Source organism: Actinacidiphila acididurans (assembly GCF_016918855.1).
Taxonomy (GTDB): Bacteria; Actinomycetota; Actinomycetes; order Streptomycetales; family Streptomycetaceae; genus Actinacidiphila; species Actinacidiphila acididurans.
Genome location: NZ_JADKYB010000001.1, coordinates 73,345 through 87,917, shown reverse-complemented (window position 1 = coordinate 87,917; position 14,573 = coordinate 73,345). Strand labels below are relative to the sequence as shown.

9 protein-coding genes are annotated in these 14,573 nt (G+C 69.5%); 2 read left to right on the top strand and 7 right to left on the bottom strand.

Annotated elements, in window-relative coordinates:
• Positions 1–60 precede the first annotated feature (60 nt).
• From ITX44_RS00285 to ITX44_RS00260, 6 genes are all read right to left on the bottom strand, one after another.
• Positions 61–2,043, bottom strand: a complete 1,983-nt coding sequence (locus ITX44_RS00285) for an alpha-L-fucosidase (protein WP_205354893.1) — start codon at positions 2,041–2,043, stop codon at positions 61–63.
• Between the two features lie 68 nt (positions 2,044–2,111).
• Entirely contained in the window at positions 2,112–4,520 is a 2,409-nt protein-coding gene (locus tag ITX44_RS00280) for a ricin-type beta-trefoil lectin domain protein (RefSeq protein ID WP_205354892.1), read from the bottom strand.
• Between the two features lie 186 nt (positions 4,521–4,706).
• Positions 4,707–6,185 (bottom strand): endo-1,4-beta-xylanase, encoded by a 1,479-nt coding sequence (locus ITX44_RS00275; protein ID WP_205354891.1) that lies wholly within the window; start codon positions 6,183–6,185, stop codon positions 4,707–4,709.
• Positions 6,186–6,404: 219 nt separating this feature from the next.
• Positions 6,405–7,835, bottom strand: a complete 1,431-nt coding sequence (locus ITX44_RS00270) for a lectin (protein ID WP_205355372.1) — start codon at positions 7,833–7,835, stop codon at positions 6,405–6,407.
• Between the two features lie 170 nt (positions 7,836–8,005).
• Positions 8,006–9,142 (bottom strand): SGNH/GDSL hydrolase family protein, encoded by a 1,137-nt coding sequence (locus ITX44_RS00265; protein WP_205354890.1) that lies wholly within the window; start codon positions 9,140–9,142, stop codon positions 8,006–8,008.
• A 242-nt stretch (positions 9,143–9,384) separates the two neighbouring features.
• Positions 9,385–10,986, bottom strand: a complete 1,602-nt coding sequence (locus tag ITX44_RS00260) for an arabinofuranosidase catalytic domain-containing protein (protein ID WP_205354889.1) — start codon at positions 10,984–10,986, stop codon at positions 9,385–9,387.
• Positions 10,987–11,792: 806 nt separating this feature from the next.
• Here ITX44_RS00260 and ITX44_RS00255 point away from each other — a divergent pair.
• Positions 11,793–12,095: a hypothetical protein gene (locus ITX44_RS00255; RefSeq protein WP_205354888.1), complete on the top strand. Its 303-nt coding sequence runs from the start codon at positions 11,793–11,795 to the stop codon at positions 12,093–12,095.
• A gap of 62 nt (positions 12,096–12,157) precedes the next feature.
• Entirely contained in the window at positions 12,158–13,534 is a 1,377-nt protein-coding gene (locus tag ITX44_RS00250) for an RICIN domain-containing protein (RefSeq protein ID WP_236059632.1), read from the top strand.
• Between the two features lie 95 nt (positions 13,535–13,629).
• Here ITX44_RS00250 and ITX44_RS00245 read toward each other — a convergent pair whose 3' ends face one another.
• A complete protein-coding gene (locus tag ITX44_RS00245) occupies positions 13,630–14,394 on the bottom strand; it encodes a FadR/GntR family transcriptional regulator (protein WP_236059802.1) in 765 nt (254 codons plus the stop codon).
• Positions 14,395–14,573: the final 179 nt, after the last annotated feature.

The following is a 14,573-nucleotide window of genomic DNA, read 5'->3' as shown; positions in this document are numbered from 1 at the left end:
CAACCGGCGACGCCCCTCAGGGGAACCGGGGGCAGTGCTGGTGCACTGCCCCCGGGACCGTCAGACTCCGGTGATCGTCCACTCGTTGTTGGTGCTGGAGTTCGGCGTCCACAGCACCGTGGTCGAGCCGGCCGTGGTGCTGCCGGCGCCGTCGAGGGCGGTGCCGGTGCCGCGGTTGACGATCTGGTAGCGGCCGTTTCCGAGGTTGTTCAGGGACCACTGCTGGTTGTTGCCGCCGTTCCACGCCGCCTGGCGGGCGGGTGCGCCGTTGGCGGTGTTGCCCCAGCTGTCGGCGACCATGCCGTTGGTGCGGTTGACGATGCGGTAGTAGCCGCTGCCCAGGTCGACCAGTTGCCACTGCAGGTTGGTGCTGCCGTCGTAGCTCCACTGCTTGAGGTTGGAGCCGGAGGCGACGCTGCCGCCGCTGTCGAGCACCAGGCCGGTGGTCACATTGGCGATCTTCACGTAGCCGGTGCCGGGACCGCCGCTGCCCAGTGCCGGGATCTGCCCCGAGAAGGTGAGCTTGACGGTGTACGCCAGAGCGCTGAACGGCGCGCTGGAGGACGGCATGGCCAGGTGCAGGCCGGAGGCGTCCTGGGTCGGCTTGGGCAGGGTGGTGTAGGAGCCCGCGGTGTTGTTCAGCAGCTGTGCGCCGGTCAGGCTGCTGATGTTGAACTGGTTCGAGTTCAGCGTCGAGATGGTCATGGTGCCGCCCTGCCAGCCCAGCGAGGTGGCGTAGAGGACGGTGTTGTCCTGGCTGCGGGTGAACCGGACGTCCTGCGCGACGCCGGCCTTGGGGCCGCTGAACGAGCCGCCGCCCATGGCGGTGGGGCCCTCGCCGTAGCTGGACCACGAGCGAGTGCCGTAGATCGCCTCACCGAAGCGGCCCAGCCAGTCGCCCATCCCGCGCAGGATGGTCTGCTGTCCCGACGGGATGGTGCCGTCGGCCATGGGGGCGATGTTCAACAGCATGGTGCCGCCCTTGGCGGTCCGGTCGATCAGCGCGTGCAGCAGGGCCTGGGTGGTGTAGTAGCCGATGCCCACGGTGTAGCACCAGCTGGACGACGAGATGCTGTCGTCGGTCAGCCAGTACGGCGTCATCAGCCCCGACGGTCCGCCGCGCTCGAAGTCGAAGACCTCGCCCTTGTTGTCCAGGCCGTCCTTGTAGGTCGCGACGACGTCCTTGTTCCAGGAGACAGCCTTGTTGTAGTAGTACGCGAGGAACTGCAGCCGGTCGGACTCCTGCACCAGGTTCAGGTCGAAGTCCTGCCAGATGAGGTCCGGCTGGTAGCCGTCGATGACCTCGATGAGTTTGTTGTACCAGAGCTGGTTCTCCGCGGTCGTGCCCTGTTGCCCGAACAGGATGCGCAGTGTCGGGTCCGACTGGTACGGCACGTGGTCGTAGTAGCCGTTGAAGTGGTAGGCGTGGTGCAGCGAGGCCATGAACTTCAGCCCCTGCCCTCGGATGGCCTGCGCGTGCAGGTTCACCAGGTCGAGCCGGGGGCCGCGCTGGACCGAGTTCCACGGGTTGGAGCCGCTGTTCCACATGGAGAACCCGTCGTGGTGCTCGGCGACCGGTCCGGCGAATTTCGCGCCCGCGGCCTTGAACAGCGACGCCCAGGCGTTGGGGTCGAAGTTGCCGCCCGCGGAGGTCAGCTTGGGCGCGAACTGCACGAAGTTGCCCGCCTTGTCGCGGGCGCCGTCGATGAAGTTGTTGTACGGCCACACCGACGGGTCGCCGTACGTAGCGATGTGGTGGTTGTTCTCGTTCGACCCGCTGATGTACATGTTGCGCGGGTACCACTCGTTTCCGAACGCGGGAACGCTGAAGACGCCCCAGTGGTAGTAGATGCCGAACTTGGCGTCCTGGAACCAGGCCGGGGCCGGCGGGTGCTGGTCCACCGAGGACCAGCTCGCGGTGTAGCTGCCCGGGCCGTCGGTCGCGGCGGCCTCGGGGGCGAACCGCAGGATGCCGAACGCCGTGGCCGCGCCGGCCGCCGCCAGCAGGCGGCGCCGGCTGATGGGGAGCGATGAGGAAGACATGCGGAGCGTCCTCTCCGTCGGTTGACGAGGTGGTTCGGGAAGCGGGAGCCGCCGGGCCGGTCGCGGGCTCACCCCCGCGTCCACTTCTGGTTGCTGCCGCCGTTGCAGGTCCACAGCTCCAGCAGGGTGCCGTTGGCCGTTCCGCCGCCGGTGGCGTCCAGGCACAGGCCGGACTGGACACCGGTGACGGTGCCGTCGGCGTTGAGCGTCCACTTCTGGTTGGCGCCGCCGTCGCAGGTCCAGATGTCCACCTTGGTACCGGCGGTGGTGCCCTGGCCGGCGGCGTCGAGGCAGTCGCCGCCGTAGACCCGCAGCTCGCCGGCCGAGGTGCTGGTCCACTGCTGGTTGGTGCCGCCGTTGCAGTCCCACAGCTCCACCTGGGTGCCGGCCGTCTGCGACTGGTTCGGTACGTCCACGCACCTGCCGGACGCGGCGCCGACGATCGTGGACGTCGTGCCGCCGCCCGTTCCGCCGCTGCCGGGAGTGATGGACAGGTTGTCGAACTGCGCCGTCTCGCCCTGGCTCGTGGCGTAGCCGACCTGCCCGCCGGCGAAGGTGTAGTCGGTCGCGGAACCGACCGTGGCGCCGTCGACCACGGCGGTGACGGTGTTGCCGGAGAAGGTCAGGGCCAGGGTGTGCCAGCGGTTGGTGCCCAGCGCCGCGGTAGTGCCGTGGGCCAGGGTGGAGACGTTGCCGTTGGTGTTCGAGCTCAGGATCGACCAGGCGCCGGTGTCGCTCACCCGCAGGTGGTAGGCGTTCAGGCCGGCCGACCCGGTGTAGCCCTGGGTGTTGGCCCGGCCGAGCAGCTCGGCGTATCCGGATTCTTCGAGCAGCACGTCGGAGGAGACGGTGTAGTTGCTCCAGTTCACGTCACCGAGCAGCGCGTGCGGATCGGAGAGGGTGTCCCAGGTGATCGGGGCCTGCGGGCTCATCTGGCGCACGCAGTTGCCGCCGCGTCCGCCACCGCAGGCCACCTCCTCGAATGCGCCCTGCCAGTCCATGAGGTACTTCGCCTCGGTGCCGGGGGTGTAGCCGTCGAAGGAGTCGCTGTACGGCAGGCTCATCGGGGCCTGGCTCGGGCCGGCGGCGGTTCCCTTGCCCTGCCCGGTCGTGGTGGTGACGGTGTAGACGCGGCCGGGCTGCACGGTCAGGCTGAAGGCGCCGCCGGAGGGAGTGATGTCCGCGGCGTGCACGAAGTAGTCCGCCGGGTTGCTGGAGTTGACGTTGGTCGACCACACGTGCACGGTTCCGGTGGACAGTCCCCCGGTGACGTTGAAGTTCAGGGTCTGGGCGCTGCTCGCGTCCATCGTCTCGATGACCGTGGAGTAGTCGGTCTTGTTCGTGGACTTCAGCGAGACATAGCTGCCGTTGCCGCGGTTGCCGCCGATGTAGCCGCTGGAGGAGTCCAGGTACTGCCAGCCCGGAGCGGTGAACTGGCTGGTCTGGGCCATCACCCAGGCGTTCTTGCCGATCGAGTAGGCCCCGGACCACGGCTGCGAGGCCAGGGCCAGGCCCATGGTGGGATACGGAAGGTTCGGCGTGATGGCGGCGACCACGGGCCAGTTGATGTACGCGGTCATCCGTCCGTCGATGTATCCCCGGTTGATGCCGCGGGCCATCGCGTTCGCTCCCGCGTTGTAGTCGTCGGAACCGTTCTCGCTGGCCCACAGTTGCTTGCCGGACGAGGTGGCGGCCGCCGGCACAGTGCAGCTGGACTGGGCGGACCGGTACCCGCACGGGTAGTGGGTGCCGAGGATGTCGACCGAGGAGGCGAACGCCGGGTTGGAGTCCACGTCGTTGGCCACGGTCCAGTCGGAGTCGGCCGCGACGATCTTGACGCTGCCGTAGCCGTTGCTGTTGAGCGCGCTGCGCAGTTGCTCGTACCAGGAGACGTTGTAGCCGCGCTCGTTCCAGCCGCCGAGGTAGTCGATGGCCAGCCCGTGGCCCTTGGCGCAGCCCAGCCAGGAGACCAGGTAGTTGATCATGTCGGTGGACCAGAAGTTGCCGTTGCCGATCCAGCCGGGGGCGCCCCAGGCCAGCCCGTACAGCTTGATGTTCGGATTGCGCGCCTTGGCCTGCTCCATCAGCCACCATTCGTAGCCGCGGTTGCAGTTCAGGTCGGACCTGGTGTGCTCGTGGCTCGGTTCGGCTCCTGAGGTGGAGTTGGTGTCGCCGCCGATCTCGGCCTTGAGGATCTGGAGGGAGGCGCCGTAGTCGGGCCGGAAGAGGTAGTCGAGGATCTGGCTGCGCTCGGGTTCCGGATAGTCGATCAGGAGTCTGCTGTTGCCGCCTCCGCCGCTGATCGCGCCGACGCCGTCGAAGGTACGGCCGGTGGAGGAGCCGTTGATCGTGATCGAGGTCGCGGCGTGGGCCGGTTCGGCGACCGTGGCCACGATCGCGCCGGCGGCCAGGACGAGGCCCGCGAGCACGGCCGTCCAGGTCCGCAGCCGCCGCAACAGCCGGCTGAATGCTGACACAGTGGTTTCCTTTCGCAGGGGGCGCGGGTTTGTCGTGCGGCCGGTACCGCGCGACAGGCCGCGGCGACCGCCGGGACGGCGGTGTGTGCCGTCCCGGCGCTCGTGTCGCCACGGGTCGTTACCGGTTGTTACCGGTACTCACCGGTACTCACCGGTACTCACCGGTCGTTGGCGTTCGTCACCCGGTCAGCCGAGGGTCCAGTGCTGGTTGGATCCGCCGTTGCAGGTCCACAGCTCGGCCAGCGCGCCGTTGGCCGTCGATGCACCCGTCACGTCCAGGCACAACCCCGACTGCACACCGGTGATCGTGCCGTTGGAATTCAGCTGCCACTGCTGGTTGACCCCGCCGTTGCAGGTCCAGATCTCCACCTTGGTCCCCGGGCTCGTCTGGTTGTTGTAGGCGTCCAGGCACATCTGGCTGCTGCCGCTGTAGACCGCGAGCTGATTGGACGAGGTACGTGTCCACGTCTGGTTGGCCTGACCGCTGCAGTCCCAGATCTGCACCTGCGTACCGGCGGTCGTCGACGAATTCGGCACGTCCAGGCACTTGCCCGCACCCACGGCGTGCAGCGGACCCGTCGTGCCGCCGCCACCGCCGGAGGAGGAACCGCCGAGGGCGGTGACCGCGGCGTTGTACGCCGGCTTCGGCTGGTAGTTGCTGTCGTACATCGTGGCCGCGCCGTAACCGGGGAACGTGCCGGGGATCCAGGAGTGACCGTCGTCCACTCCCCACTGGCTCACTCCCACGCAGTGCGGGACCGCCAGGCAGTCGTTGACCACCGTGCCGTAGTCGGTGGCCTGCTGCTGGAGGCTTCCGCTGGAGGTCGGCAGCTGGATACGGTCGTCCAGTTCGGTGACCGCGACGTCCAGGCCGAGGTTGGCGAAGCGCTGCATGTTCGCCAGCATCGTCGAGGGGACCTGGCCGACGATGAAGTGGCTCTCGAGGCCTATGCCGCCCAGGGGCACGCCCTGGGCGAGCATCGACTGCGCCAGGCTGTAGAGGGCGTTGCTCTTCGCGTTCTCGCCCTCGATGTTGTAGTCGTTGATGTACAGCTTGGCGTTCGGGTCCGCGTTGTGGGCGGTGCGGATCGCGTCGGCGAGGTAACCGGAGCCCATCGCGTTGTAGAACACGTCCTGGCGCAGGCTGCCGTCCTCGTTGAAGGGCTCGTTGACCACGTCCCAGGCGTAGATCTTCCCCTTGTAGTGGTTGACCTCGGTGGTGATGTGGGACTCCATCGCCCCTTGGACCTGGTTGAGCGGCAAGCTGCTGACCCAGCCCGGCAGCTGGGAGTGCCAGACCAGGTTGTGGCCCCGAACACGGTCGCTGTGCGACTGGGCCCAGGACGCGATCTGGTCGCCGGGGCCGAAGTTGTACGACCCGTTGGACGGCTCGGTGGTGTCCCACTTCATCTCGTTGCCGGGGGTCACCATGTCGAACTGCGCTCCGGCGATCGCCATTTCCTGGCTGACGTTCAGGTCGCCGGTGGTCAGGGCGGTGCCGAAGTACTTGCCCTTGGCCTCTGCCAGTGAGCGCAGCGTGCCGGCGGCCTGGGCGGGAGTGGCCGAGAGCAGGGCGAGGATCGTCGCCGTGGCCACGGCCACCGCGGCGCTGAGCGCGCCCCACCGGTTGTGGTGCGAGCGGGGCAGGCGTATGCCCGGGTGCATCGTAGAACCTCCCATGTCGTCATCTACGGGTACTGCCCGCAGAACAGCGCCGCGCGAGCGGCGGGAGAGCGGCGCTCCCGCGCGGCGCACAGGCGGCGGCTCGGGCCGCCGCGGAGGATCCGCCCGCCGCAATGGTGTGCGGAAACGCTCCGGTGCGGTGGCGGTCCCGCGTAGGTGCCGTGGGACCGCCGCCTTTCCCCCCGTGTGCGGTCATGGGTGTCAGCGATAGCCGGCCGCGACGATGTCGGCCTGGACCGCGTTGTCGGTGGCGTCGGAGGGGTATCCGGCGACGACGGCCCCCTCGTAGAAGGTTCCGGCGCTCAGGTTGGCTCCGCCGCCGGGCTTGCAGCAGTCGCCGCCGCTGCCCAGGACGATGGCCCCCTGTTTCTTCATGGGGCTGTATCCGCTCGGCAGCCCGCCGTCCCACACGGTGGTCAGGCTGCCGCTCTGCGCGTCGCCGCCCTTGAGGGCGAATCTCGACGTCCCGTTGTTCTTCAGCATCGCGGTGACGAACTTGGCCGTGAACGCGCGCTGGTTGGTGTTCCAGGACTGGCTTCCGCCGGAGTACAGGCCCCATTCCAGGTCGGCCTGGACCCAGGGGCCGCTTCCCGAGCAGCCGCCGAACCAGCACTGGGTGCCGAAGTTGATCGCGTCCATGGCGCCGGCCGCGTCGGCCTTGCGGTCCGTCTCGCTGTTGCCGTAGTCGAAGCAGCAGCCGCCGTTGACGTGGGTGCCGCTGGTCACCATGTACGCGCCCTCCGGCGCGCTGCCGGTGGGCACGCCGGTGAGGTGGCCGTCGCGCCAGTAGCTGTTCCCGGGGTTGATGTAGAGCGAGTACGCCTTGCTGCCCCCGGCCGTCAACGACTCGGAGGTCGCCTTGGCAGGGCTGCTCTGGCTGGATCCGGGGACCTGGGCCGAGCCCTGGTACCACAGGTCGTTGCCGTGTCCGGACTGGTCGTAGACCGCGGTGATCACGCAGGAGGTGCCGGCGCAGAAGGAGTCCTGCGCCGCGGCGTCGGCGAAGCCGCCGGGCGCGAGCACGCCGATGTCCCTGGTCGCGTTGTCCGACGAGCGCCTGACCTGGTACAGCTTGCCGCTGTACGAGCTGTAGAGCGCGCGCACCGTGCTGTGCGCGGCCACGCACGGCGTACCGCCCGCGGCGTAGATGTCACAGGCGCGCGACCCGGCCGGCGGAGGCGTCGTCGACGTGCTCCATTTCTGGTTGCTCTGGCCGTTGCACGTCCACAGGATGACGGCCGTGCCGTTGGCCGTGGCCGCTCCGTTGACGTCCAGGCACAGGCCGGACTGGACCCCGGTGATCGAGCCGTCGGAGTTCTGCCGCCACTGCTGGTTGGCGCCGCCGTTGCAGGACCAGATGATCACCGGGGTGCCCGGGCTGGTCTGGTTGTTGTAGGCGTCCACGCACCTGGTGCCGCCCATCGTCCTCAGCTCGGCGGCGGAGGAGAACTCGAACGCCTGGTTGGGCTGGCCGTTGCAGTCCCAGATCTGGAGGGCTGTTCCCGGCGTGTCGGTGTTGCCCTTGACGTCCAGGCACCGCCCCGATGCCGCGCCGACCAAGGGCGCCGCCGACGCCGACGCCGGCACCGACCATGTCAGAGCGGTGGCCAGCATCGTGGCCAGCAACGCCATCACGCATGCGGCCGCCGCCGGATAGCGGCGGCTGCGGGCCGCGGCGCTCCGGGGCGAAACGGATGAAGGCTGCATTGTCGTGTTCCTCGAAATGTGGGGGGACGAAGGTGACAGAAGTCGCGTGGCCTGCCGCACATCCCGCTTCTTGCGGGGGGATCGCGTCACGCGGCTCAAGAGATCGGAAGGGCAGTCCACTGCTGGTTGGCGCCGCCGTTGCAGTCCCACAGGACCAGCTGCGTGCCGTCCGTGGCCGAGAGGTTGGGGTCGTCCAGGCAGCGGCCCGAGACCGGGTTGCGGTACCCGCCGTTGTACGACTGCCACTGCTGGTTGGCGCCGCCGTTGCAGTCCCAGAGCTCGATCTTCGTGCCGTTGGCGGTACCGCGGGCGGTGGCGTCAAGGCACTTCCCGAGCGCCTGCAAGGTGCCGTCGGACCGCGCGGACCACGTCTGCCCGGCGGAGCCGTTGCAGGTCCAGATGTCCGCCGCGGTCCCGTTCGCGCTGTTGCCACCGCCGATGTCCAGGCACTTGCCCGCGATCCCGGAGCGCACCTGCCCGCCGCCTGATCCCGGCGGCTTGATCCAGCCCGCCGCGTCCGCGGTCTGGACCGCGGCGTTGAAGGCGTCCGCCATCTTGCGGTAGCCGTTGTCGTTGGGATGCAGAGAGTCGGCCAGATCCGCGGTGGTCAGGGCGCTCATGTCGACCAGGCTCACGTGCTTGCCCGCCGCCTGCTCGCCCTGCACGATCGCGGGCAGTTTGGCGTTGAACCCGGGCCGACTGGCCTCCTCCGTACCGCTGGTGGAGACGATCAGAGTGCCGACGAGGACGGTTGCGTTCGGGACGTCCCTGGCGATCTGGTCGATGAGCGACTTCAGCCGGTCGGTGGCGGTCGACACCTGGTAGTTCCCGTTCAGGTCGTTGGTGCCGATCTCCAGCGTGACCACATTGGGCTGGTAGGTGGCCAGGACGGAGTCGGCGATGCCCGCGATCTGGTCGATGCGCCAGCCGGAGTGGCCCTCGTTGTCCGGGTCGGACATGGTGCCGTTGCGCACGGAACCGACGAAGTCGACCGAGTGTCCCTCCGCCGCCAGGTCGTTGTACAGGTAGCCCCGGTAGCCGTTCCCGGTCGGGCTGGCGTAGCCCCAGGTGATCGAGTCGCCCAACGGCATCAGCCGCAAGGCGGCCGGCGTTGCGGCGCCGGCGCCGGAGATCCGTGTCTGCGTGGCGGTGGCCGCTGCGGCGGGCAGCGCACCGCCCACGCCGAGCGCGGCCGCCAGCGCCGCGACCAAGAGCGCCGAGTGCTTCTTCATCAGCTTTCCTCACTGGTGGGGGACAGTGCTGTGTGCTGAACGAGCCGCCGGACCGCACGGCCCCTGAGGGTCCCGCCGGCGAACGGCCGGGGCGGGCCACTGCTCCGGCACGTCGAAGCCGCTCTGGCCACTGGTGCCGCGGCGCATCGGTCGCCCTGCGGGTCACCCCGTGACCGGCCCTGATCCGGTCACGGGGTGACTCCGCTCGGATCAGCCGGAGTTCAGATCAGCCGGAGGTCAGATCAGCCGAGGGTCCATTGCTGGTTGGATCCGCCGTTGCAGGTCCACAGCTCGGCCAGCGCGCCGTTGGCCGTCGATGCACCCGTCACGTCCAGGCACAACCCCGACTGCACACCGGTGATCGTGCCGTTGGAATTCAGCTGCCACTGCTGGTTGACCCCGCCGTTGCACGGCCAGATCTCCACCTTGGTCCCCGCACTGGTCTGGTTGTTGTACGCGTCCAGGCACACCTGGCTGCTGCCGCTGTACGCCGTCAGCTCGTTGGAGGAGTCACGCGTCCACGTCTGGTTGGCCTGACCGTTGCAGTCCCAGATCTGCACCTGCGTACCGGCGGTCGTCGACGAATTCGGCACGTCCAGGCACTTGCCGGCACCCACCGCGTGCAGCGGACCCGTCGTGCCGCCACTGGACGCGGAATTGGCGTAGCCGACCGAGGTGATGTTGGCCTGGACGGAGTTCTCGGTGGCGTCCGACGGGTAGCCGGAGGTCATCACACCCTCGTAGAAGGTGCCCTGCGCGCCCTTGCTGTTGTCGCCGCCGGTGCCCAGGATGATGGCGCCCTGCTTGCGCATCGGGTTGTAGCCGGACACGTTCGGGCGGGCGCCGTCGTAGAACGTGGACAGGCCGCCGGACTGGGCGTTGCCGCCGCGGATGGCCCAGTGGTTCGGGCCGCCCTTGATGATGGCGGTGGTGTACCGGTAGTTGACGGTCGGGTCGTTGGCGTTGTAGCCGGCGTTGACCCCGGAGTACAGGCCGTTCTCCATGTCGGCCATGATCCAGGGGCCGTTGCCCGAGCCGTAGCCCCAGACCCTGATGTTGCCGAAGTAGATGGCCTCCATGGTGCCGTTGCCGTCGTCGTTGCTGTTCGTCTCGGCGTTGCCGTAGTCGAAGCAGCAGCCGCCGTTGTAGTGCGTGCCGTCGAAGATCGCGTACATGCCCTCGGGGTTGTCCCCGGTCGCGATCCCGTTGGTGTGGTTGTTGCGGTAGCCGGTCCCCGGCGGGATGTAGACGCCGTACGCCTTGTGGCCGCCCACCGTGGTGGGCGCGGCGGTGGCGACGGCGAGGTTGTCCGGGCCGCCGGCCGCGCCGCCCGCGGGCGCCTGGGTGAGGTTGTTGCCGCGTCCTGACTGGTCGTAGATGATCGTGATCAGGCAGGTGGTGCCCGCGCAGAAGGAGTCCTGCGCGCTCGCGTCCGCGTAACCGCCGGCGCTCAGCAGGCCGATGTCCTTCGTCGTGTTGTCCGAGGAACGGCGCACCTGGTACAGCGGCCCGCTGTAGGAGGAGTACAACGCACGGGTCGTGCTGTGCGCGGCCACACAGGGCGTGCCGCCGGCCGCGTAGATGTCGCACGGCTCGGAGGTGGCCGCCCGCGCCGTACCGGCGGTCGCCGTGGCGCCGATCAGCGCGCCCGCGACGAGGGCGGCCGCCGCTCCCGCCCGGGCGAGCACGGTGACTTTCGAGCGGCGTGGGCGCACGGGCGGCGGACCGACCCGTACCCGGTCCGGCACGGTGTCCGGGCCGCCCCGGCGCTTCAGCGCTGCGAGCAGCCGTTGGACGCCACGGCGCCCGAGGAGCACGGGGCTTCTCGTATGTGTGCTTCCCATCTGATCTCCCTACCTGTCGGCGCGATCCAGCTGGGGCGTGGTGTTAGCGTTCACACCACGGGGACGCTGGATGGGGCCGCTCTGAAGTGGGATTGCTGAGAGGTTTCGGGGTGAGACGGTGCTCTCCACTCCGCCGGTCTGTCAAGGGTGCGGAAGCCATGCCGAGGCCAGAGGGGCTCGCGCGGGCCCGCCCGGGACCCGCCCGATGCGGCCGCGCCCCGGGGTGGGGAATCGGTTCGCATACGACTGGGCTCGATCGACGGGCCTGCCGGGCCGGGCGCGGCGCTGGAGGCGGCACCCCAGCCCCCGGTGGCGGGCCGACACCCGGGCGGGAATCGGCGCGACATAGGCCCGTGATCCCGCTGTCGCACCGGCCCGAATCGATTCGCTCGGCACACTCACGGCGGCGAGCGGGACCCGGACTCCAGCGACGGTTTTCCCGGCAAGGCGGCGCCCCACCACGCCGGCCCTGCCGCGCCGCACCAGCGGCGACCGCACCGCTGACCTGGACATCCACGACAGCACGGCACCCGGGGCCCGCACGGCTCGGCAGCCTCGCCGCCCTGTCCACGTACGGGCACCGGCTTCGCGTCGCCGCGAGTGGGGCAGACGTGATCACCGTGCCGTTTGCGACAAGGGTTGACAGCGCATGCAGTCTGATGCACGCTGCGGCCGTTGCCTTGCAAGACATCCCATCTCACCTCTCAGGAAGACAGGCCCTTACCGAGCCTAACTGTTAGCGCTCACAGTCATATGCGGACGCGCAGCGACACCCTTGGCTGTCCCCCCACCGCCAGGAGACCGCAGTGAACAGCACAGTTCGTCGCCTGACCACAGGTCCGGCAACCGCCGCCCTGACGCTGACAGGGCTGGTGGCGGGCGGCGTCACCAAGTCCACGGCGACCCTTACGGGCTGCCAGGGCCCCGGAGCCGACACGGTCCGCAGGGGATTCAACGCATCAGCCGCCTCGGGGAGTTGGTGGAACAGCCGCACCGCGGCCCTGGACGCCGCCACCGCGCCGGGCACGAACGTCATCGTCGCCTCCTGGTCGCAGGGTCCACAGCAGGCGGGTGTGCGACTGCCGTGGATCCGCGTGCGGCCCGGGTGAACCCGGACACCGCGCGGGCGACCGGTCCGCGCACCCATCCCCCCACGGCGAAAGAAGAGCCGATGAAACACACATCCCTGCTCATGCCGGTTCTGGCGGCGCTCGCCCTGGTCGCGGCCGCCGTCGGCGCGGCGCTGGGCACCGGTTTCAGCACGACCGCCTGGTCAGCGCCCGCCACGGCCGCCGCCGCGACCGGCGGTTGCGGCAAGGCGCCCGCGCTGTCCAGCGGCACCCACACCATCACCAGCAGCGGCCAGAACCGCAGCTACATCCTGAGAGTCCCGGCCAACTACGACCAGAACCATCCCTACCGGCTGGTCTTCGGATTCCACTGGGTGGGCGGCACCGCCAACGACGTCGACTCCGGCGGCACCGACGGCTACAACTGGTCCTACTACGGGCTCAGGCGGCTGGCCGACCAGGCGAACAACAGCACCGTCTTCGTCGCGCCGCAAGGCATCGACAACGGCTGGGCCAACACCAACGGCCAGGACGTGACCTTCGTCGACGACATGCTCAGGCAGCTCGAGGACGGCCTGTGCGTCGACACGACGCAGGTCTTCTCCTCCGGCTTCAGCTACGGCGGCGCGATGACGTACGCACTGGCCTGCGCCCGGCCCGCGGTCTTCCGGGCGGTCGCGGTCTACTCCGGGGCGAACCTGAGCGGGTGCAGCGGCGGTACCCAGCCCGTCGGCTACATCGGGCTGCACGGGATCCGGGACAACGTCCTTCCCATCGCCGGCGGGCGGGCGCTGCGGGACACGTTCGTCAGGAACAACGGCTGCACCCCGCAGAACCCGCCGGAGCCGGCGTACGGCAGCCTGACGCACATCGTCACCGCCTACTCCGGCTGCACGCCCGGGTACCCGGTGGTGTGGGCGGCGTTCGACGGAGCCGGCCACGACCCGGGCCCCATCGACGGATGCACGTGTGACGGCTGGCACACCTGGACGTCGGGAGTGGTGTGGAACTTCTTCACCCAGTTCGGCTCGACGACCCCGCCCACCAGCACACCGCCGACCAGCACACCGCCCACCTCCCCGCCGCCCGGCAACCAGGAGATCGTGGGCCGGCAGTCGGGCCGCTGCGTCGACATCAACAACTCCACGACGGCCAACGGCACCCAGGCCGCGCTGTGGGACTGCAACGGCGGCGCCAACCAGCGGTGGACGTACGCCGCGAGCAGGCAACTCGTCGTCTACGGCACCAAGTGCCTGGACGCCTCGGGTCAGGGCACCGCCAACGGCACCGCGGTGGTGATCTGGGACTGCAACGGACAGGCCAACCAGCAGTGGAACGTCAATTCCGACGGCACGATCACCGGTGTGCAGTCGGGTCTGTGCCTGGACGCCAACGGCGCGAGTACCGCCAACGGAACAAAGATCCAGCTCTGGGGCTGCACCGGAGGATCGAACCAGCAGTGGAGCCTGCGCAGCTGAGCGGCTTCGGGGCCGGGCACCGTTCCGGGCGCGGCCCCGGACCGCCCTGCCGTCGGCCCCCCGTACCCGGCGGTGGCCGGTCCTGCCCCCGTGGCTCAGCCGAACACCCGGCGCCGGATCTCGCGCCGGTAGTCCTCGAGCGTCTTGTCCAGGTGGACCGTGGCCGCGAGCGCCGCGGCGTCCGGGTCGCCGGCGCTGATCGCCCGGTGGATCGCCGAGTGCTCCACGACGGCCTCCTCGGCGTGCCCGCCGACCGTGCCGTGCAGCCCGATGATGCTCGACTGGCGCTGAAGACGGCGGGCCTCGCGGACGGCGTCGACGAGGAACGGGTTCTGTGAGGCTTTGGCCACGCTGAGATGGAAGTCCTCGTCCCCCTGGTCGAACAGCTCGTGCCGGCCGGTCAGGTGCCCTTCCTCGCAGGTCTCGGCAGCCGCTTCGATCGCGCGCAGGTCCGCCGGAGTGGCCCGGGTGGCCGCCAGCCGACTGGCCGCGACCTCCTGGACGCTGCGGAACTCGAACAGCCGGAAGACGTGGTCGAGATCGGTGGGCAGGAAGAAACTCCCCCAGCGCGACGAGCCCAGCATGCCCTCGTCGTTGGCCACGAACAGGCCGCGCCCCTTCTGGGCCCGGATCCGGCCGATGGCCGAGAGGATCTTGACGGCTTCCCGTACCACCGTCCGGCTGGTGCCCAGCCGCGAGGCCAACTGGTTCTCGGTGGGCATCCGGTCACCGGGCTGGAGCTTCAGCTCCACGATGAGCCGCAGGATCTCCTCCGCGAGGAGTTCGTACCTCGGACGGTAGGCCGCCGCGTCCTGCTCGGGGACCTGCTCCGACGCGGGGGTGTCGGCATCCCCGTCCAACAGCACGCCTCCTCCGTCTCCTGTCGCAGGCCGGACGGTACGCGACTGCACGACCTTCGAGGCGGAGCCTACACCTGCCACGACGGCCTCATCTCGCCGTGGGCGTGCCGGGTCCGGTCCCGGCACGCCGAGGAACCGCTGCCGGCGTACGGCGCTCTACGGATCCGTCACGGAGAAAG

Excerpts from the sequence above, each read along its gene's own strand:
- ITX44_RS00285 (WP_205354893.1), bottom strand. The coding sequence starts at position 2,043 with ATGTCTTCCTCATCGCTCCCCATCAGCCGGCGCCGCCTGCTGGCGGCG.
- ITX44_RS00275 (WP_205354891.1), bottom strand. The coding sequence starts at position 6,185 with ATGCACCCGGGCATACGCCTGCCCCGCTCGCACCACAACCGGTGGGGC.
- ITX44_RS00270 (WP_205355372.1), bottom strand. The coding sequence starts at position 7,835 with ATGGCGTTGCTGGCCACGATGCTGGCCACCGCTCTGACATGGTCGGTG.
- ITX44_RS00265 (WP_205354890.1), bottom strand. The coding sequence starts at position 9,142 with ATGAAGAAGCACTCGGCGCTCTTGGTCGCGGCGCTGGCGGCCGCGCTC.
- ITX44_RS00260 (WP_205354889.1), bottom strand. The coding sequence starts at position 10,986 with ATGGGAAGCACACATACGAGAAGCCCCGTGCTCCTCGGGCGCCGTGGC.
- ITX44_RS00250 (WP_236059632.1), top strand. The coding sequence starts at position 12,158 with ATGAAACACACATCCCTGCTCATGCCGGTTCTGGCGGCGCTCGCCCTG.